Below are 19,012 nucleotides of genomic sequence, written 5' to 3'. Positions count from 1 at the left end.
TTTCCGAAATGGCGATTAAGGAGGAATGGGCGGGCCGATCAGATCGTGATCGGCCCGAGCGGCGTGTAACCTTTTCGGTCAACCAGGTAGCCGATGCCGTCGCGCAGCAGGATGTCGCCGATCGACGTGCTTCGGTGGTTGTGACCGTGCGGAGTTGTCAGAACCGTCAAGCCGCTGGCCGGCTGTTCGTCCCAGATGCGGCCGCCGTGGTTGGTCGCTCGATGTGCGTCTACGAACTCGCCGCACTCCAAATGGGCGACTGGCGCATACAGACCATTGGCGATCAGCTCAGAGAAGAGGGCGAGCCCCTTGGAATTGTCGGAGCCCCGTTTAATCGCAATCTCAGTGGCGATCTCGACGGCATCCAGATTGCAGTGGCACACAGTAATCATTGGTAGCCTCCGAGATCAGTAACGGGCGCGGTGGGGATAACGACCTTCCTGGATCATTACGTCAGGGGACTCTGGCTCGGCGCCGACCAAACGGATGAAAATGTGCCCATAAAGGAAGGAGCCCATGGTGTAGATCGCCCGGGCATAGCGGTCCCGATCCAAGTTGGATGGGAATTCATGATCCTCGGCGAACCTGACGTTGCGATACTCCGCAACCAAGTCGGCTTGCGATCCTTTCGCCGCATCTTCCAGCGACTTGAAGCGGAAAATTCTCATGGGACGATCCTTTCGGGGATTTATCAAATCCTTGGTTCGCAATCACGACAGGATCGAAGTCGAAGGGATTGGCTGTGCGCTCGCGGAGAATGAAGGGAACCTCAAAGTTGCCCTCAAGTGCTGGTCATGGTCGGCACATAGAAAAACCCACCATAAGGTGAGTCTTTCTGATCGCGGTGCCTGCAGGGTCGATTAGATGACGAAGAAATCTTTTGCCGTCACCTTCAGGTTCTTGGAGAGTTGAGCGAACTCGATCGCCGCCTTCGACCCGGATCCGTCAGCGTCATACCAAACGACGCCGGTCTTCTTATCATACCCGATATAGTCGTACTTGTCGGTGGCTTTGGAACTGACGGTGAAGAACTTGCTGCTAAGCGTCTTCGTCTTGGTCAGCTTCTTGAAGATCGCATTCTCGAGATAGATCGTGTCCTGAACAGGATTGAAATCGACGATCTTGTCGAAATTGACCTTCCGGTCGGTCTTGGAGCTTCCAAGAGCGTTATCGAAGACGAAGATGTCGGAGCCGGCCTGACCATAGAGGGTATCATTTCCGTACCCGCCGCTGATCTTGTCGTTGCCGGCGCCTCCCATGATGGTGTCGCGCCCGCGTCCGCCAACGAACACATCGTTGGCCGAGGATCCGACGGGTTGCTCAGAACCTACATCCATGACCTGGATCGTAATGGTCTTGATCGTCATCTGTCCGCCAGATGAGGCCTTGACCTGGATCGTGTGGGACTGAGCTTGCTCGTAATCAAGCAGTAGACCGTTTTTGACCACAACGCGGGTGACACCAAAGTGGGTGTAAAGGGCAAAGCGCCCGCCAGCATCGTCCAGCAACTCATATTGAACCTGCATACTCCCACTTACTGGGGTCAGTACGCCGACAACTCCAGAGCCAATGGCGGCGTCAAAGTTGTTAGCAACTTCCTGAACTTGAGGTGTGGTGAGAGCAACGTTGCTGATATCTACTGGCAGAGGTGTGAAGGGCGGTACGACCGGGGGTTCTACCGGCGGTTCCACGGGGGTGACGACTGGTGGCTGGCCTGCCACAATGGTTGTGACCACGGTGATCCCGTCATTGCTGACGGAACTCCCGAGCGCGTCAGTAAGAGTGACCTTGAATTTCGTGGTAACCGCATCGCCGGGCCATGCCCTGTCAGCCGGATCAAATGTCAGTGCTTGCAACTGGGCCTGCAACTGCGCGAGCGTGCCAGTGAAAATATGGACGCGCTTATCACCAGCGTAGGAGAATGGCAGACTTGCTCCTCCAGCCGCCAATTTTCCGTGATCGCGGGCGAACTCGACCGAGAGCGTCATGATCTCGTCAGACCGGGCGTCTGCATCTGCGATAATCAGCCCGAGGAAGGGAGAAACACTAGCTCCTTTATCATTGGCCTGGATCGTTGCCTTTCCAGCATCGACTACAATCTCCGGTACGGCGTTGAGGCCTTGAGCGATCTCATCGAAGGAGACTGTCTCGTCAAGGAACGAGAGGTATTCGATTGTGGTCAGGAGCGTGCTTCCGGCGGAAGCAGAGTCGACCATCAGTCCCAGAACGCCGAGCACGAAGGCGTAGCTGGCACGCGTCAGGGTAAAGAGGGCGGTATCAACGCCATTGCCACCGACCAAGGTGTCATTCCCGCCCGCGCCGAACAGGGTGTCGTTCCCGACTCCGCCGTTGAGCTCATTAGCTCCGCCATTGCCTGCTAGGCGGTCATCGAGCGAAGATCCGGTGAGGTTCTCGATCCCAAGGTAGACATCGCCGACGGCATCTCCATGGAGTCCGGTGCCGCGGGTGAGATCAGCGTCAATGGCGATAGACGACGAGGAGTAATCCACGGTGTCGATACCGGCCCCACCCTCAAGGGTGTCGGTTCCGGCGCCGCCAACGAGCGTATCGTCGCCGCGGGCGCCCACGAGGTGGTTCGCAATCTCGTTGCCGATGATCCGGTCGTCGCCGTCGCCGGCAATCGCATTTTCGATGACGGATCCGGCCTGAACCTTGATAAAGGAGGCCCCGTCGATCCGGGACTGTGCGCCCGCCCGAAGATCGAGAGTCAAATCCTCCTGCAGCACGGCAGCATTGATCCAGTCGATGCCTCCGTCATTGTCGCTCAGGGTGGCGCGGCTCGCATCTAGGGCGACCATTTTCCCGAAGTCGCTGGTGTAGTGATAGACGTCGTTGACGGTCGTGGCGGATCCATAGACGGCGAGCTTTGTGGACACCACGGTGCCAATCGTGCCGGCGGCCGTGTCCGTGACTTTCACCTGCCAAGTTCCCGTGGCGGTCTCGCCCCTGAAGGCTTGAGACCCGAAGGTCCATTGGAATCCGGTCGCCGTCTTAACGATGGTGCTGGTATTGGGATCGATGACGATCGAATTCGTCCCAGCAGGGGAGATGAGCTCGACCCGGATCTTTCCAAGATCTCCATGGGTCAGGGTCAGCGTGAGCTGGGCATTCTCGATGAAGAGGTCATTCGTCAATGTCACGGGGATAATGACGCTCCCGGTGTCAGGGATAGCCTGATCGGATGCACCAACGCCGCTGACGCAAACTTCGTTGGCAGAGGTCTGGGCCTCCCCGAAATACCGGAATGCCTCTGCCATACGGACGGCCGCGAAGGCATTGACGACGCCAAAGCCGTAGTCATTGGAAAAGTGACGTCCTCCCCCATTAAAGGAGGTCGCGTGGTTGATCGTCCAGCCGTAGGCCTCGGTGCCCTGCATGGGCCCGCCGAGGTCAGATCCAGTATGGGCCGCGGTGACGGACAGGATTTCCTGAACATCGCGCCAGCCAAGACCGGCATTGGCCTGAAGCATGAGGGCGACCACGCCAGTCACGATGGGAGCGGACCCAGAGGTGCCGCCAAAGCTGTCGTTTGTGTCACCAGGGCTGACGCCAGCCTCTCCGACCTGATCGGTCGTGGTCAGGCCGAAATAGCCGCCGCTCGAAGGGCCAGATACGAGAAGGCTGGAGCCCCGATTCGAGTAGTAGGCGACCATGTCGTTATCACCGACGGCGCCGACGGTGATCACATGCCGATCGGCATTGAACTCGGAGTTGTTGGAGCCGCGGGTGTCTGTGAACCAATCATTTCCGGCGGATTTGACGATTGAAGTGCCAAGGCCGCCTCTTCCGGTATCTGCGACGAGTTTGAGGGCCGCGACCAACTGAGCCCCGAAACTTCCTGGCCCCGAAATGGGGTCGGCCCACCAGCCGGTCCATCCCCACGAGTGGTTGACTACATCGAACTTGAGCTGCTGCCGCAAAGCCTCAAGCTGGTTGGATCCTCCCGCATTGCCGAATATGTCCACAGCACCGAGGGTGGCGTCAAACGCCACCCCGACGCCGCCCCGGCCGTTGTTGGCGGCGGCGATGAGCCCGGCGACTGCCGTTCCATGAATGGCATTCGGATCCGCCATCGGGTCCAGCGAGACCCCATTGATTTTTACCTTAAGCGAGGCATCATAATTTTCGCTCAGGTCCCAATGGGTATATTCCATTCCGTCATCGTAGACGCCGACTTTGATCCCGGTGCCGGTGTATTCGGCCCAGATTTTTTCGATATCGCCGATTTTCCGAAAAAACCACTGGTTGACATATTCAGGATCGGTCGGGGTGAAGGTCGGGAGACTCATAATTTTTCCGTCAGACTTTTGATTTCAGACATGACATCAATTGGTTACGACAGAGTTTCAGAAACGGTTAGGTGTCCTGGGCCTTGTGACTGTCTGCCTAAGCGAGCCTTACCTATGTCACCCCATGCGGGGCTGGGACTTCCACCGCCGCTCCATGGGAACAAGGCCAAACAAAAAGGCTAGCCGCTGGGAAAGCTCCGGTGGTCTAGGTCGGGGCCGGACTTAGTTCAGTTCGAGGAAGACCGTGGCGCGCGAGCTGGCACGAAGGTCCTGCTGGACCTCGAGGAGGCCTTCGAGTTCGCTTCGGAGATTGATGTTGCCGAAACCGAGTTCCTGGCCATTCACGATCTGCTGCTTCGGATCGATCTTTGCCTCCAGGATCTTCTGCGCGCTGACCTGGACAGAGCAGACGTCTTCATCGCTATTGATGAAATCGAGATCCTCACCGAGGCCGAGACTCGACAGGATTTCAGTCGCGGTGCCGCGGGTGACCGCAAAGGACCGGCTTACTCCGGCAAAGGCCGTGCGACCATTGACGTTACGCTGGCGGATGACGTTGAGCGCGTAGGAGTAAGCCATCTTCATCTTCCTTTCGGGGATTTCGCAAATCATCGGATCGCGAACCTGCGGAATCGAAACGAATGGACTAAGAAGAGACGGCTTAAACCATGGCTGAAGAACCATTTTTTAGGCTTCTTCGGTGATGGTCCCGGGTAAGAACAAGGGCTAGGGGTATACCAATGTTAAGGGCCATCGCAATTGCGACAGTCGCAGGCTTTGTTGCGGCACCAGCTTATGCTGAAACGGAGTGGCAGAGGGCGATCAAGACCATGAGCTGGGCCTATAACCCAGCTGGCAAGACAGCCATTCTTGGCGTCCCTGAAACCGATAACACGCCGATCTCACTGCGGTGCGTCGGGAAAGGAAGGGTCGAGTTTGAAGCTCCGTATGAACCCGGCACCTTGAAGAAACTGCCAAACGGCGGCCTCCGAGCCGTGGTAAAGGTGGGGGTGTATAGAGATACGGCAGAAGCAACGGTCGATGGAGCCGCTAAGACCGTTAAGGATGAGTCGAGCGGGGACTACACTGTCTTTGTCAGCACCATTTCGCCAGGTCACGAGTTGATCAAACTGCTTGGCGATGCCGACTCCACGGAGTTCTGGCAAGACAAGGACGGTTCTAAGGACTCGTCGGACGATGAGGATGTATACCCGCTAAAAGGAGCTCCTAAGGTCATCAAGCGGCTACTCGCATCGTGCAAGTGAGTGGCCGCGAGCTTTAGAGGTTTCTCCGCATGTCCATAAAAAAGGAGGCCTTCGGAGGCCTCCTTATGCCGCCTAGTGGGCGGTACGGGTCGCAAGCAGGTGGAAAGCGGCCGTTTCCCGGATTGCCTGGTCGACGGCGGTCGCTCCATCCGTCGGCGCCATATCCATGAGCTCGGTCTGGCGGCTGTCTGGAACGAAGATTTCCGGATTGATGAAATCCTCCTCGCTCTGGCGCCCCTGAAGGGAAGCGGCAGTCGCACGGATCGCCTGGCGGATCGCATTTGCTGGGAACGACGCGGACAGGCCGATCAGATCGCTCCGGCGATCAGCCGGCAGGAACTGCTGCGGGTCGAGGGAACTGGCAAGGACTTGGATGGTCGAATGGCCATTCTGGTTCATGTCTTTTCCTTCTGGGGATTTCAGATCGATCTTGAACGCATCTCCACTAATCAATCAATCGTCGATGATCTCGACATAGGTCTGAGTGACACCATGCTCATGCGGGTCACCCAATCCGGCGAGGGTCACCCGATGGCCTTCATAGGCCCCAGTGTATTGATACCGGCTGGTAGCGTAGACTTCATGACGACGGCCGGCAATGTTGCCTCTCTCGTCGTGGTAATTGTGCTCATGGTCCGCCCGGATGGTCACGCCTCCGTACGGATCGAAACTGGATATCAGGGTTCCCGTGTCGGAAAACGTGTTGATGTAGTATGACGGCAGGACGAATTTCACCCGACACCCGGGGGTGAACGGCCTTCCGTTACAATCAACGATCGGGGCATTACCCGGATTGAACGGGGTTCGGGTCTGAAGGCTGTTGACCTCGTCGCTGGCAACATCCTGACGCGGTGTCTGATCGCCCATCGTCCTCATCTCCTGGGGTTTGCTATAGGTGTGACCCGTTCAGGGCTTGAACAGCTTCAGGAGACCGGCATGGGCCCGAACTCCATCTCGCTTGATCAGTTCGACAGTTTCAGGCGCACACGTCGCGAAGGGACTCCAGCCGTCATAGCCCTCCGCTCGCTGATAGAGGATGCAGTAATCGGCGCTGACGCCGAGCTGACGGCAGTGCCGCCATACGGTGGTGTCGGTGAGTGGCCTGAAGTCGACATCGGTCTCTGCGCCGCTCAGCACCGATCCAGTCGCGCCTTCATAGGCTAGGCGAGCTTTGACAATCGGATGTTCGGGGTCGGTATGATCCCAGCCGCCGACATACTGCAGGAGCTCGAGGAGTGGGGCAGCGAGCGGGTTCTCGGCCTTCCTCTTCTTGGCGAGAGCCAGAACCAAGACCAGCGGATCGCCGTGGTTGAGGCGATCTGCGATGTATCGGGCCTCCTGCTCGGTCAGGGCGAGTTCCCCATTCGCGCCGGCGACGGTACTGCCGCCTTCGTCGTCCCGGAGGTCGACGTACCAGTATTCCCCCCGCTGGGAGTAGATCGCCTCATAGTGAGACGAGTTCTCTGTGGTGCCGTCGCTCGCAGTGTCTTCCTCACGGTTGTCGGTTGGCTCATAGGCGAGGAAGTAGGCGTTCTTGGCAAGGTCCCAGGCACGCCCCCATAGAGCCATGTCAGCTTCATGTTCGGCTTCGGTACAGCGACCCTCTTCCCAGTCGGAGGGCATCCAGATCGGGCGGCCGAGGACGTAGGCTATCGCGGGCGCCATGACCATGTTCGCGTCACAGAAGTCGTGACTGTGACAGACGTCTCGGCTCTGCTCGACGCCGTTGCGGCGAACCACTTCGGCCATCTTGCCGCCGATACCTTCGGCGAGGAGGTATGTGAAGACGGCGGCTACTCTGTGATCCAGTGGGAGGAGGTCATTGTCCTTCCGCAGCGGGATGGTCGCTTTGGTCCACATGTTGCCGGGATCCTGGCGGGCAGTGGGATCGATCCCTGGATCGTTTTCGTATCCCTCGTACTCAGGTCCATAGAATTGGACGCAATTTCCCCACTCCTGAAGGTTCCCACCTGTCATTTTAGCCGCGTCCAATGGCGTGAGCCGAATGTCGAGAATGCAGCTTTCATTATCGAGATCGTTTCCCACGACCACGAACCGGGCTCCCGGTTCGATGAAGTGGGTGGGATATGTCTCCAGGATCTGTGTATTTGTGACGACGTCACCAATCTTCAGATCGCTTGCGGCTGCAAGATAGGTCATTCCATCGCCGGCCACGTGGATTATAGAGCCGTCGTTTGCCCTGTTTCGGAATGAGTCCTCCAGGGCGAGCCATGCCCGAAGCTCCTTCTCTCGGTCCGCAGGCGAGATCACGGGCCAGGCGTCTTCCCAGTCGAGCGGGTCTCCTGTCTCCGGGTTATCCGCGTCCGGGCATCTGCCGCTAAAGTGGTGAGCGGCGATTCCGCCGTCTGTAATGCCAACCGCGTTCTGTAGCAGGGCACACGATGCATTCAGCTCGCTGAGGTTCGCGGCCTGGCGAATGAGGTCATCGCCCAGTTGGGCGGCATAGGATTTAGCATCGGTCATGGAAGGTCCGTACGGTGGGAGAGCGGAGCACAAACAGAAAAGCCCGCCTGTGAGGGCGGGCTGGTTCGGCGCTGAATGTGCGGGAAGGGTTAAGCGGCCTGGGGTATGCTCGAAGGAATGTCCATCCCGATATCCATTGGATGGAAATTCAGTGTCGTGTCCTGCCCGTCAAGGGCAACACGGACACGGCTCGTGGAGCGCCCGGCGTAGAGGACAATCCCGATTTTGCCGTAGTGCGGGCTCCTTGTATCCTTCACCCAGCAACGGCGGTGGATCCGAACCTCGATTTCAAACTGCTGACGGATGTATTCGTAGCCGTCGTCAGCCAGTGGCTCCGTGATCCTGTAGACGGTCGCAATCTGACTGAACTGGGCCATCGTCATCGATCGGAAGGCTTCGCATTGCCGAGCCTCACGCAGGGCAGCTTGCTTGGAAAGGGCGTGGATGATCTCCCGCCCACATCCTGAAACCGACACAGAATAGAGTTTCCACGTCTTCACAGGCGAGCGGCGCGCTGCCTGTGTCCCGCGAACCGTCCTCATCTTCAGACTACCTTTTTCTTAGCCGCCTGACATTCGGAACAGGCACAAGGTTTAACGCGGGTGTTGACAGCGACCAGACACTCTTCCGGAGTATCCTCGCCGAAAACATGCTCGCCTTCGTCGTTGAAGCGCCAGCCCCGGTTCAACGTAATGATCACGGAGTTCCCCATCTCGCGCTCGTCGTCGACGATCTCAACTCGCGGGTGGGTTTGAAGTTCTGCAAGCGCATCTTTTTTTGTTCTTCGTGTCGCCGTCCGCCGACGGGGCTTGAGCTTTTCTGCGGTGACCGACCGTTTATTTCCCATCGTATCTCCGGCGGGGTGTCATAGAAGAAAAATTTCGAATTGCAACGGGGTTATTGCCCAATGAAGGCGGCAAATCCCTTTTCGAAGGCGGCATAGCTTTCGGCCGTCGGCATGACGAAGTTTCCATCTTCGTCGTGGCTCGTCATCATGCATTGCCCTTTTAGCGACTGATCCTGGTTGGCTTTGCACTTCCGGTCAGCCTGGGTCACCGTCTTAGCGCCGCAGATAGGGCAATCGACGGGCTCCATGACGAGAGTGGGAAGGTCAGCGTTCGTAGCCATGGTATTTACCTCTTGGATAGGCCAGTGAATAATCCGGGCCGATTTCTGGACGTCGACAGGGTGATAGGTCCTGGGCTTCCGCCCGCCTTCGGGCTCAGAGATTTCATCGCGACTGCCACGATGGCGCCGTGGTCACTGCATGCGACCATCCTGCGGCGGAGTTCATCGCAGGCGACAAGCTGGACACCGTGCATATGCATCGTGAGGTAGGACTGTCGTGCGAGAAGCCACTGGACCTGTTCATGTAACGCTTGGTCTGGCTCTTCCACCTTTCGGAGCCGCCCCTCGGACGCCAGCTTGCGGGCGACCGAAAGTTGCCAGTGGATGGTGTGTCCCACCCAGGCCGCTCGGCTCCCGGCCCGGGCACGCATGCGGACATATTGTTCGGGATAGCCGACAAAGGAGGGATCGAGAATGTGGAGGGCGAGGAGGGGAGAGCGATGGGTTTGCACCATCGTCCAGCCTTCCTTGCGAGCTTCGGCATCGAGTTCAGGCGTCCACTGGGCGATTAGCTCTTTCTCCCGATGAAGGAGAACGTCGTCCAGCGGTGGCAGGGCCCTTCGGCCCTTCATCCGCTGCAGATGACTGTAGATGAGGGATAACAACATATCCCGGAACCCCTTTAGTGTTTCGGCTTCCCGGGCACGTGTTCGATTCGAGAAATCCGCGTTCTTATGCGCTTATACCGCATTTTAACTCGGACCCCCAACGGAAGCCGAGTGACGCCGGGGAAACTAGTTCGCCCCATAGCCTTGAAACCGCCGGTGGGAGCCTACTTGTGAGGCCTATTCCGCTTCACCTGGGAGGCGTGGATGGACCAACCGATCATCGATCTTGGGAAGGCCGCCAATTGGAAGGTGATCCGGCTGGCGAAGAAGCGGGGCTATATTACGTCGGAGGAGCTGGATCGGCTGCTCCCGCCATGGGCGGCCACGCCTGAGCAGGTCGACGATGTGGTCAATCAGCTGGCGGAAGCTGGAATCGCCCTCGTTGAGGTCGAAGAGGGCATTGAAAGCCAAATGTCTCCGCCAGCGAACTCCAATGAACCGCCCGATTGGCCCCACTGATTTCGAAGCGACGGCAGCTGGTTAGGGCTTCCATTCCCCGCTGTGGACCTTCAAGGCGCGTTCTTGGGCGGCCTCAAGGGTGTCGAAGGACCCGCAATATTCGGAGTAGAAGTCGAGATCCTTCAGGGGCGAGTCCGACCGCTCCAGGCCGTAGCGGTTAACGCAGTAGCCCCCGCCATATGAACTGGCGTCCTGGATGCTGATCCCGGTCCACTGGTCGCCGTTCATCAGCATGAACTCGTCATCTTCAGCCTCGTCGAATTCGGCGGGGCTGTGCTTGAAATGTAATTGCATGGGAAACTCTGCGTTTGAAGGGAGGATGGGGCAGGCGCGCGCAGTCAGCTGGACGGCGTGCTGGCGCCTAGCACCGGGCCATAAGCGAGGAGTTCCAGGGCAGCGACAGATGCGGCTGATGCCAACCCATCGCCTCAAGGTACCGCCAGTTGTTTCCAACCCATTCGGGAAGGGGCATTCCGGCACGGATCAGGACTCGGATGGCGTCTTGCCCCGTGCTGGCTGTGCGCTCGGCTCGAAGGTAGGCGTTTGCACGTCCCTTGCCCTCCTGGGCCCGAAGCTCCTCCATGTTTTCCCGGATCCTGTCGATCCTCTTCTGAGCTTCGCGGATAAGGGACTGAGGGATGCGTTTTCTGCGCATAGTGGCAATCCTTTCAAGCCAGAGGGAGCTGATGGTCAGAAGCGAGGCGTGCCGAGGGCCCGGCGCTGGACGCTCATGTCCGCACCGTTAGCCTCCAGGTAGTCGAGGACGCGCTTAATGCTTTCGAACTCGGTTTTGGCCTCGTGTCTGGCGAGGCCATCGCGCCGGTCGACAGAGAGGTCGATGGCTTCGGCGAGAATCCAGGCGAAGTCGCTCTTCTCCTCGTCGGACAGTGCGCCCTTGCGGGGCGTGTCTGAGCCTGCGGAGAGGAGGGTTGCGGTCCGTTTACCGCTCAGGTGCTTCCTGATCGCTTCCAGTACGGCCTCGCCGTCGTCACCTGCGTCTTCAAGGGCAAACCGGGCTAAGGGCTCGTTCCCGACGACATTTGACAGGCCAAGTGCGATGCCGTTCTGGCTCACAAGGTTCCAGTAGCCGCTCTTTGTGCGGGAGAGATAGCTGATATTGCCCAGATCGTCCCTGATCTGGATCCGGACTGCACTCATGAACGGATATCCCTGTAGATTGTGGGGGAGGGTGATGGGGCCTGATCAGGCGAACCGAACGGCAATCTGCTCAGGGCGTTCGATGCCCCAAGGTGCCTTTTCCCATCCTGGCAGCTTCTTGATCAGGCGCCGGGCGAGGCGCGAAGCGAAGTCATAGGCGACGGTTTCCGGATAATCCGGGCATTCGCAGGCTTGATGCTCATAGGAAACGAGGGCTTTTGAGACCACTGTTGGGCACAAGTTCGGCCGGTATTCAAACCCATAGAAGCCGACAATCTCGTCGAGGACGGGGTTGGCGCCGTGACCAAGCAGGGCGTCGAGATAGTTCACCGAACGCGCGTTTTCCGCCCAGAGCATCTTGCCGAACTGCTCTCCGTTTTCTGGTAGGATGTCGACGAGAGCGCCGCCTTTAACGAGGCGTGCCGTACAGGCGAGGTCTATCGCGCCTGAGACGAGAACATCAATGTGCAGCTTGTCGATGAAGTTGGCGGACACGTTTTTCTCCGGCACAGCGGACAGATCTTTTTGGGGATTTGGAATGCCCCGGTGGCTCGGATCTAATTGGGCGATTTAATCTGCGCGTGCGGGGAGCGGAAATGCTTAACTACGATCCGCAGCGAGCCTCGCCACAAGCCTTTAAATAGCTAGAATGGCCCCAGAATAAGCAAGAAGCACCCAAAGGCTCGCGCTATGAGGAATTTTATCTCCGAATTAAACGCGGAACGCGTGACATTTTAACTCTGAAGTGGTAACACTTTTTTAGACATCAATTTCGCCGTTTACCGGGTGCCTTGTGCTGCTGCAGGATCTGGCCGACACAGAGACTGATTTTGGCCGCCTCGAGAGCAAGCTCTCGGAGGTGTATTCCTATTTGGGCGGCATCCCGGCACGGGAACTCTACAAGAGCCTTCAGTCTGGCCAGGGCATGTCGGTGGTTTATCAGCCCCAAGTCAATGTGGCGGATGATCAAGTTTCAGCCGTAGAGGCGCTGGTGCGCTGGCAGCATCCGACAGTTGGGCCGGTTTCCCCGCGGGTATTCATCCCTATCGCGGAAGAGACTGGCTTAATCCTGCAGGTCACGGAATTTGTCATCCGCGAGGCCTGCAGTGTTGCGAAGCGTCAACCTGATCTGACGGTCGCGGTCAATCTGTCTCCGGTGCTCTTCGCTCATTCGGCTTTGATTGAGCGATTTGCAAAGACCGTCGAGGAGTGCGGGGTGACCCCGCATCAGATCGAGTTCGAAATCACCGAAAATCAGCCCCTCGCAGACGACGGCTCTGCCAGAGATTCAATTGCCTTCCTGCGTGAATGCGGGTTTCGGATTGCGCTCGATGATTTCGGGATCGGGTACTCTGGTCTGAACCGTCTGAACCATATCGGCGTCGACAAGCTCAAGATCGATCAGTCCTTCGTCCGGAGACTGGACTGCCTTAAGTCGGAGCCGTCTCACGGCACGATTGAGGAGATGATTGAGATCGGCCGGACGATGGACCTCGTTGTAACTGCTGAGGGCGTCGAGACTGACGAACAGCGTCGGTTCCTGGCGTCGGCCGGCTGCGATGCCCTACAGGGCTATCTTTTCGCCCGGCCGATGGCCGCAAGGGATCTCGACGCTTTCCTCGGAACCCGCACCCGCGTGCCCGCGGCGGCCTAAAGCAACTCTTCGTTCAACGGAACATTGATCGGCGGGGGAGCTGTGGACGCGGCTCTGGCTTCTTGTCGGCCTGCTTGGCGTTATCTGGCCTTGGTGCCAGGTGGCCTGCCGCAGTCAGGATTGTGTCCGGCGGGATGCCCAGATCTTTATGGATCAGTTTCAGCAGTTCATCGTCCTTCGAAACGTACTCGAGAACGCCGACGAGGAAATCGGGAGCGTTCGCGGATTCCCGAAGGGTCTCAGGCTGCAACCCCGTAACATTCATGAACTGGATTATACGATCGACGTCCGACACGATGAAATGAAGGACCTGGATGCCCAGGCTCTCAGGATCGCCCCGCCGTGGTGCCTCTTGGCCTGCAACATCATCGCTCACGATCACCCTCCTTGGTCCGGGGTTCGGTTCGTGCCGGGTGATTACCACAGCATACGATCAGGCCGCAGCAGCCCAGATATGAGCATAACGCTGACAGGCGGCTTTGATCGCCTCCTCGTCGCCGCGGTCCATCGCCTGAATCAACTCTGTGACCTCCTCGGGCGGTCTCCAGCCCTTCTTGACCTTGGCAGCGGCGTAGGAGGTCCGGCAAAGGTGCTCGTTGATCTTGCCGGCGCGTGCGTAGCAGACATCGGCTCCAGGCCAAGTGGGCAGATTGGACATAGGCAGTCTCCGTTTTCAGATGCCGTATTTCGCGCTTTTCAGAAGGTTGATGCCGAGCCGCCAGAAGCCTTTTACAAGGGTTCCGGTCGACGCTTGGACGATGAACCACTTCCCTGAGGTTCCACTAGCGAGCATTGCTGCCTTTAGAGTGTTCGCGTTCCGTCGTGCGGAGTGGCTTGTCCCGTTGCGGTCTTTCCAGAACAGCCAGTCGCGGTGGCCGTACCGTGCCCTGCGTTTCGCGAGGGCAAGCGCAGGATCCTGTGCCGTCATAGTGATGTCCTTTGATAGAACTGGGTCTTAGCCAGAGGCCTTCAGTTCACTCAGGTACTGGTACCGGAGATCGATCACCCGGTAAGGAAGGTTGAAGCGGAACTCGAGAGAGACCGGCCGGTCAGTGCTCCGGTAAGCCTCCATGAAGGCTTTCGCCGGAGTGAGAAGCCCGAAGGCGAACCACATGGCTTCCCGGCGGGCCTGAACCGCTGCTGGGTTGGATTGGTCCGGGTACCGGTTGGCCGCCATGGCGACATCGCCGTGCTTCTCTCGGACCATCGGATAATGCAGGAGAAAGTGACTGAGCTCCTGGGCAAGGATCCAGTTCTGCTGTCGCTCCTCCAGGCGGAACCGGCCATTCAGGGCGATCTCAAACCGCTCGTTGTTGAAAACAATCAGGCTCTGAGAGGTGTGGAGTTCGGCAGGCGGAACATACTCGAAGTCGATCTGCCCCCCGAGCATTTTGATCAAATCGTGGATTCGATCGAAGCGAACTTTCGCTCTCATCTGGCGGGATTCCGCCAAGTCCCTATCCGGTATGAACCCGAGACGCTCGGCGACACTTTCGGCGAACGTCTCGATGGCATGGCGGGCGCAGTTGGCTGGGACAGGCTGGTATACCTGGCTGGGAAAGTGCATCGGGCTGCCCTCAGCGGTGCCCGAGGGCGCGGGACGGATAGAATGCCCCCTTGGGGAGGTGCTGGGGACGCGTCTCGATCCGAAAGACGAGGAACAGGAGCGCCACGACGAGGAATGCCACGATCACGTGGGGTTCGAACACCGAGCAGATGACGACGGCAACCACAGCGGCAATGCCGATCAGAACAAGCCCGAGAAGGACAATCTGAGCAGTCCGTTCTGCAGCATTGGGCCGGCGACGGACGAGCGGGCGGGTATAGGCGTGCATGTGACCACTCCTTCTGGGGACTTAAATCCCTGATTTTCCGCTGATTGGATGTGCTGAAACGAACAGAGGTGTCGCTAGGACACCTCGTAGAAGGTCAGCTCAGAGCCGATGATCCGGGCCATCCGGGCGCGGCCGGTGGCGTACGAGCCGGCATCAAGGTTGAGCCGGTCGAGGCACAACTGCTCCGCGACGGGGAACCATTCGTCCTTGGGAGCGGTGTGGCCGTGCACCACGAAGAACCCGTGGTGGCCTTGTTTCTCATGCTCGGAGGGGTTGAAGGCGAGAAACGGGTTCCGAACCCAAGCCCAATGGTCCTGCTCTTCGAGTTCCCGGAAGTCGATGTCGATCGGCTCGGCCAGGAACTTCTCCAGGTCAGCATATGGGTTCAGCCCCGCGTGGATGAACATGAACTCCCCCGAGGTCCGGTGCTTCGACAGCCCTTCGAGGAACTCCACCCGCCTCGGCCCAAGAGCATCCCTCAGATCGCTGGGGGTCTTGGCGCTATGCCCCTTGTCCAGAAGGTCGGTCACGACCCTCATGCCGCCATTCAACAGCCAGTTACTGTAGGCAGTCTTCCTGCGATGCACCTGACCATCCAGGACGATGGTCGCGAGAAGCATCTGCTCGTGGTTGCCAGCAAGCGCATCCACGATGTCGGCGCCCGTCCGGTCCTTGGCCTCGATGGCAAGGTCGAGGCAGCCGAGGGAATCCGGACCACGGTCGATGAGATCCCCAAGCAGAACCACGATCCGCCGGCAGCCAGGGGCGCGAGAGGTCTTGGTGATGACCTCGAAGAGCGCATTCATGAGATCACTGCGGCCATGTAGGTCGCTGATCGCGAAGATCTCCTCGTCGGGCCGAGCGGCAAACGGGAGGACGTGCTGGGAGATCGTCATGGTCATTCGATCCTTTTGGGGTTTTGTCGAAAACGCTGTCACTGATCCCAGATGGGACAGGATGCGCTTTGCTCCCGCAGGACCTGCAGACCGCTCCTTAGAGTTGAGGGTGGTTCTCTTTAGGCTTGGTTGAAGATGAGGTGAGGTTCTGCTGGGAGACCGTCCTGGACGGCTGCGTCGTGCCGGGAGCAACCGCGGATTTCACAGGAGCAGGAGGAGGGGCCGCGATCAGGAGCATGCCTGTCGACAACACAGCGAGGATGAGGCACCAGCGCCAGACCGACGCCTCATTCCAAAGCCTCCGAATGGGTTGGGGGACCAGTTGATGAAGCACAGTGTCCCTCCTATCCCGTGATTGTCACCTGGACCTTTTCGAGGTCCGATTCATCCATGATGAGCTTGACGCGGCGAGCGCCTTTCTGGCGAGCCTCGATCAGCACATCGGCAATACGCTTCTCAAGGGCGCGGATGACGGCTCGTACACCACCGGCAGTCTGCAGGATCTCGGCACGCTGCATGGCTTCGAACAGGATCATGTCGTCGATTCCGCCCTGGTCGAGCTCGAGGCCGTAGCTCTCGACGATATTAACGATTTGGATGATCGCCACCCGGGCAAGGTCGAGCCTTTCCAAGGGGTTGAACACGAACACTTCGTCAATTCTGCTGAGGACCTCGGATGGGAATCCGGCTTCCTTGAGCACATTGTGAACGGCGATCAGAAGTTTATCGCGGTCCGTGATCTCTCGTGCCAGTTCGCCAATCCTGTCGGCGGCCGCATTGGTCGTTGCGGCAAAGATCGCCCGGTTGGTCGGCACTTTCTGGCCAGTCGAGGCTTCGGTCACGAAGCCATCATTCCAGGCAGTCAGAAACCGCTTCTGGACGTCGACATGGGCTTTCTCGATTTCATCAAGGAGCACGAAGGAGTTGGGCTGATCCCGCAGCCCCCCTGTAAGGCTCCCATAGCTGTCAGAGCCTGAGTATCCCGGAGGAACGCCAAAGAGGCGCTCGGCGCCGGCAGGGTTGCTGCAGGTCGACATATCCTCGAAGAGGAACCCGCGCTTCAAGTTGCGAGCGAACTGCTTGCCCATTTCGGTCTTGCCAACGCCGGGCGGGCCGACGAACAGAAAGACGCCGACGGGCTTGTCACGTGCGACTTGCGCCAAGCGGCGGCGCAGGGTGGCGGCAACCTCGTCCGCCACAACATCCTGGCCTACGACCTTCTGCTTCACGGCAGCGGCAAGGGCAGTCGCATCGAGGTTTTCGGAGCGCTGTACAGCGGCGAGCCGTGCGAGGAGGCCATCCTTGTTAGTGTAGCGATCGAGAAGGTCCATGATGATCCGCAGCCACCTGGGTGGCAGTCCTTTGACGAAGAGTCTGATGAAACGGGAGGTGAGGCGGGTTTCGTGGGCTAGGCCGATAAAGACCAGAACCCACGTCACGATCGCAGTGGCGAGGAACCAATCGAAGTACGAGCGCCCATAGATGGGCAGATTGGTCATGAGATAGATTGCCGTGATGTAGAGGGCGAGAAGGGTGAAGCCGACCTTCACGACGAAGTATGGGAAAGAGAATGACTTTCTCATCGTCTCCTCACGCCGTGGCGGCGGGCTGGTACCGGATCTGAAGACCCGGACCATACTGCCCTCCATAGCGACGGCCTGCAGCCTCACTCCAGCCCTCAGCCTCTGACCAGGCGGCGAGGTCCGCCTCGCCGCATTTCGCGAGGTCGATCACCTTGGGAACCTCGGTGATGGTGACATCGACATAGCGCCCCTTCATATCGCGATCGGCATAAAACCTGACCTGATCGCCAACCTTCAAACCTTTCCAGCGCTCATATCCTGGCCACGATGGAAATCGTGTCGTCGAGCTGCGCTCGCCTGCCAGAATGGCGTCGAATGTCGTCTTCGATTTCAGACCCGACCGTGCGTCGCGTCCGTATGAGAAATACATTGTCGCCTTGAGCATGCTCATCTCATCCTTTTTTGCGGGATTTCTGATTTGAGTTTTTGCTGCCCCTTCCTGATAGATGATCCTAGCTGTGCCCTCCAAGGGCTAGGACGCTAGCGCGACAGGCTGTCTCCTTGACCATTCTCCTCCGTTCCTATTTTGTTCCAACAAATCCCCAAAGAAACGGAGTTACAGTTACCATGGCCGGCGCAATTCAGCCTGCAGATCAAATCAAGAGCCCGGAACGGCTGCTGGCGGAGGCGGAGCGCAGGATAAAGAAGCTCGAGGCGAAATTGGCTGGTCAGCAGGAGACGATCCGCGATCTCCGTTCCCAAATCCGGCAGGAAAACAACCAGGCTGAACAGATTGCCGAACTGAAGTCCGAGCTGGGCGAGCTTAAAGGCGAGCTCAAGGAGATCACCCGAGCCAATCATGAGTATGTCGCTCGCTATGAGGCCATACGTGACGAGATGGGGAAATCCAAAGTTGAGGCCAGAGGATCGGGGAAGTCTACGACAGGCTCGAAAAATCCAGGAAGGATCCTTCCCGAAGCTGTTGCCGCCTGAGATCGCTACATTTCGGGAGGACTGATTTCGAAGCCTTCCGGCAGCGCGATGGTCGAGATCGTGTGCTTGTAGACGGTTTGAGAGCTTGAACCTCGGGCAAGGAGGACGGTGTATCGGTCGAACCGATCAATTCGCCCGATCAATCTCACCCCGTTGATCAAGAACATGTTGACGTCCACCCTGGCGCCACGCAGACGCTCAAAGAACCAATCTTGCTCCTGCGGACTTACGGATTTAGCCACCGTGCTCTCCTCACTGTGTGAGGCTCTTCTATACAGCGGGGGTTGCGGGCTCGCGCAAGGAAAAAGCCGCCTCAGGCGGCTTTGCTCCGGTACCCATCCGCAGAAAGGTCTACTTTGGGCTTCCTGTATCGAGAGTCTCGGTAAGATCCCGGCTGCTGTAAGAGAAGTTTGCCCGATCGATTTCATATCGCATTCCAAGCTTGCCGTTGAGCTCAATCGAGGCCCAAATCCCGGCTGACTGGTGTATCGTGACGCGCACAACCTTCTTGTTGAACCGATATTCCCGCTTGCGCGGAAGCTCCGCCGAAGGAAGTTCAACTGCGGTACAGGCTCCTTCATACGACTCGTTCGTCGTGTAGTTGAAATAGCTGCAGTGCCTCTTGTAGTTTTCTGCGGCTGCCCCGCTCGAAATCGTTATCAATGCTGCAGTTAACAATGACCCTAGTAGTGTATTCGC

The 19,012-nt window shown here is 58.4% G+C and carries 27 protein-coding genes; 4 read left to right on the top strand and 23 right to left on the bottom strand.

The genetic code is table 11. The annotated features are described in order from the left end of the window. Positions 1–38: 38 nt before the first annotated feature. The 4 genes from OC446_RS14455 to OC446_RS14440 form a co-directional block, all read right to left on the bottom strand. The gene (locus tag OC446_RS14455; protein ID WP_262029729.1) at positions 39–392 is read right to left on the bottom strand and encodes a hypothetical protein; all 354 of its coding nucleotides are present in this window, start codon (positions 390–392) and stop codon (positions 39–41) included. Positions 393–407: 15 nt separating this feature from the next. Continuing rightward, the gene (locus OC446_RS14450; protein ID WP_262029728.1) at positions 408–668 is read right to left on the bottom strand and encodes a hypothetical protein; all 261 of its coding nucleotides are present in this window, start codon (positions 666–668) and stop codon (positions 408–410) included. Between the two features lie 192 nt (positions 669–860). Further along, a complete protein-coding gene (locus OC446_RS14445; RefSeq protein ID WP_262029727.1) occupies positions 861–4,310 on the bottom strand; it encodes a S8 family serine peptidase in 3,450 nt (1,149 codons plus the stop codon). A gap of 222 nt (positions 4,311–4,532) precedes the next feature. After that, a complete protein-coding gene (locus OC446_RS14440; RefSeq protein WP_262029726.1) occupies positions 4,533–4,994 on the bottom strand; it encodes a hypothetical protein in 462 nt (153 codons plus the stop codon). Between the two features lie 56 nt (positions 4,995–5,050). Here OC446_RS14440 and OC446_RS14435 point away from each other — a divergent pair, with 56 nt between their 5' ends. Next, positions 5,051–5,575 (top strand): hypothetical protein, encoded by a 525-nt coding sequence (locus OC446_RS14435; protein WP_262029725.1) that lies wholly within the window; start codon positions 5,051–5,053, stop codon positions 5,573–5,575. Between the two features lie 72 nt (positions 5,576–5,647). Here OC446_RS14435 and OC446_RS14430 read toward each other — a convergent pair whose 3' ends face one another. From OC446_RS14430 to OC446_RS14400, 7 genes are all read right to left on the bottom strand, one after another. Further along, positions 5,648–5,974, bottom strand: a complete 327-nt coding sequence (locus tag OC446_RS14430) for a hypothetical protein (protein WP_262029724.1) — start codon at positions 5,972–5,974, stop codon at positions 5,648–5,650. A 54-nt stretch (positions 5,975–6,028) separates the two neighbouring features. Next, positions 6,029–6,442 (bottom strand): hypothetical protein, encoded by a 414-nt coding sequence (locus OC446_RS14425; RefSeq protein WP_262029723.1) that lies wholly within the window; start codon positions 6,440–6,442, stop codon positions 6,029–6,031. Positions 6,443–6,481: 39 nt separating this feature from the next. Continuing rightward, positions 6,482–8,059, bottom strand: a complete 1,578-nt coding sequence (locus OC446_RS14420; RefSeq protein ID WP_262029722.1) for a hypothetical protein — start codon at positions 8,057–8,059, stop codon at positions 6,482–6,484. A gap of 89 nt (positions 8,060–8,148) precedes the next feature. Next, on the bottom strand, positions 8,149–8,436 hold the full coding sequence (locus OC446_RS14415; RefSeq protein WP_262029721.1) for a hypothetical protein: 288 nt from the start codon (positions 8,434–8,436) through the stop codon (positions 8,149–8,151). A 167-nt stretch (positions 8,437–8,603) separates the two neighbouring features. Next, a complete protein-coding gene (locus tag OC446_RS14410) occupies positions 8,604–8,906 on the bottom strand; it encodes a hypothetical protein (protein ID WP_262029720.1) in 303 nt (100 codons plus the stop codon). Positions 8,907–8,956: 50 nt separating this feature from the next. Next, entirely contained in the window at positions 8,957–9,187 is a 231-nt protein-coding gene (locus OC446_RS14405; protein ID WP_262029719.1) for a hypothetical protein, read from the bottom strand. A gap of 5 nt (positions 9,188–9,192) precedes the next feature. After that, the gene (locus OC446_RS14400; RefSeq protein WP_262029718.1) at positions 9,193–9,795 is read right to left on the bottom strand and encodes a hypothetical protein; all 603 of its coding nucleotides are present in this window, start codon (positions 9,793–9,795) and stop codon (positions 9,193–9,195) included. Positions 9,796–9,999: 204 nt separating this feature from the next. Between OC446_RS14400 and OC446_RS14395 the strand changes: the two genes are divergently transcribed. Continuing rightward, positions 10,000–10,254: an RNA polymerase sigma factor region1.1 domain-containing protein gene (locus tag OC446_RS14395; protein ID WP_262029717.1), complete on the top strand. Its 255-nt coding sequence runs from the start codon at positions 10,000–10,002 to the stop codon at positions 10,252–10,254. Between the two features lie 21 nt (positions 10,255–10,275). On the opposite strand, the gene OC446_RS14390 is transcribed toward OC446_RS14395, so the two are convergent. The 3 genes from OC446_RS14390 to OC446_RS14380 form a co-directional block, all read right to left on the bottom strand. Continuing rightward, positions 10,276–10,548 (bottom strand): hypothetical protein, encoded by a 273-nt coding sequence (locus tag OC446_RS14390; protein WP_262029716.1) that lies wholly within the window; start codon positions 10,546–10,548, stop codon positions 10,276–10,278. A gap of 396 nt (positions 10,549–10,944) precedes the next feature. After that, a complete protein-coding gene (locus OC446_RS14385; RefSeq protein ID WP_262029715.1) occupies positions 10,945–11,412 on the bottom strand; it encodes a hypothetical protein in 468 nt (155 codons plus the stop codon). Positions 11,413–11,457: 45 nt separating this feature from the next. Then, positions 11,458–11,907: a hypothetical protein gene (locus OC446_RS14380; protein ID WP_262029714.1), complete on the bottom strand. Its 450-nt coding sequence runs from the start codon at positions 11,905–11,907 to the stop codon at positions 11,458–11,460. A gap of 298 nt (positions 11,908–12,205) precedes the next feature. Between OC446_RS14380 and OC446_RS14375 the strand changes: the two genes are divergently transcribed. Continuing rightward, positions 12,206–13,066: an EAL domain-containing protein gene (locus OC446_RS14375; RefSeq protein ID WP_262029713.1), complete on the top strand. Its 861-nt coding sequence runs from the start codon at positions 12,206–12,208 to the stop codon at positions 13,064–13,066. Positions 13,067–13,079: 13 nt separating this feature from the next. On the opposite strand, the gene OC446_RS14370 is transcribed toward OC446_RS14375, so the two are convergent. The 8 genes from OC446_RS14370 to OC446_RS14335 form a co-directional block, all read right to left on the bottom strand. After that, a complete protein-coding gene (locus OC446_RS14370) occupies positions 13,080–13,442 on the bottom strand; it encodes a DUF3572 domain-containing protein (RefSeq protein ID WP_262029712.1) in 363 nt (120 codons plus the stop codon). A 57-nt stretch (positions 13,443–13,499) separates the two neighbouring features. Beyond that, positions 13,500–13,724, bottom strand: coding sequence for a hypothetical protein (locus OC446_RS14365; RefSeq protein ID WP_262029711.1), 225 nt, complete (start codon positions 13,722–13,724; stop codon positions 13,500–13,502). A gap of 15 nt (positions 13,725–13,739) precedes the next feature. After that, on the bottom strand, positions 13,740–13,994 hold the full coding sequence (locus tag OC446_RS14360; RefSeq protein WP_262029710.1) for a hypothetical protein: 255 nt from the start codon (positions 13,992–13,994) through the stop codon (positions 13,740–13,742). Between the two features lie 27 nt (positions 13,995–14,021). Continuing rightward, on the bottom strand, positions 14,022–14,501 hold the full coding sequence (locus tag OC446_RS14355; RefSeq protein ID WP_262029709.1) for an ImmA/IrrE family metallo-endopeptidase: 480 nt from the start codon (positions 14,499–14,501) through the stop codon (positions 14,022–14,024). A 142-nt stretch (positions 14,502–14,643) separates the two neighbouring features. After that, a complete protein-coding gene (locus tag OC446_RS14350; RefSeq protein WP_262029708.1) occupies positions 14,644–14,901 on the bottom strand; it encodes a hypothetical protein in 258 nt (85 codons plus the stop codon). Between the two features lie 74 nt (positions 14,902–14,975). Next, positions 14,976–15,797, bottom strand: coding sequence for a metallophosphoesterase (locus tag OC446_RS14345; RefSeq protein ID WP_262029707.1), 822 nt, complete (start codon positions 15,795–15,797; stop codon positions 14,976–14,978). Positions 15,798–16,141: 344 nt separating this feature from the next. Continuing rightward, positions 16,142–17,380 carry an AAA family ATPase gene (locus OC446_RS14340; RefSeq protein ID WP_262029706.1) on the bottom strand — a complete coding sequence of 413 codons (1,239 nt, stop codon included), beginning with the start codon at positions 17,378–17,380 and terminating at the stop codon, positions 16,142–16,144. 7 nt (positions 17,381–17,387) lie between these two features. Further along, entirely contained in the window at positions 17,388–17,765 is a 378-nt protein-coding gene (locus OC446_RS14335; RefSeq protein WP_262029705.1) for a hypothetical protein, read from the bottom strand. Between the two features lie 116 nt (positions 17,766–17,881). Between OC446_RS14335 and OC446_RS14330 the strand changes: the two genes are divergently transcribed. Beyond that, complete coding sequence (locus OC446_RS14330) at positions 17,882–18,313, top strand: hypothetical protein (RefSeq protein WP_262029704.1); 432 nt, start codon at positions 17,882–17,884, stop codon at positions 18,311–18,313. Between the two features lie 5 nt (positions 18,314–18,318). Here the strand turns inward: OC446_RS14330 and hfq are convergent, their stop codons facing one another. Next, positions 18,319–18,555: an RNA chaperone Hfq gene (gene hfq / locus OC446_RS14325; RefSeq protein ID WP_262029703.1), complete on the bottom strand. Its 237-nt coding sequence runs from the start codon at positions 18,553–18,555 to the stop codon at positions 18,319–18,321. Positions 18,556–19,012: the final 457 nt, after the last annotated feature.

It is taken from the genome of Microvirga sp. Mcv34, from assembly GCF_024519725.1.
Taxonomy (GTDB): Bacteria; Pseudomonadota; Alphaproteobacteria; order Rhizobiales; family Beijerinckiaceae; genus Microvirga.
Note: the sequence above shows the minus strand (reverse complement) of the source record. Positions and strands in the feature narration are given on the sequence as shown.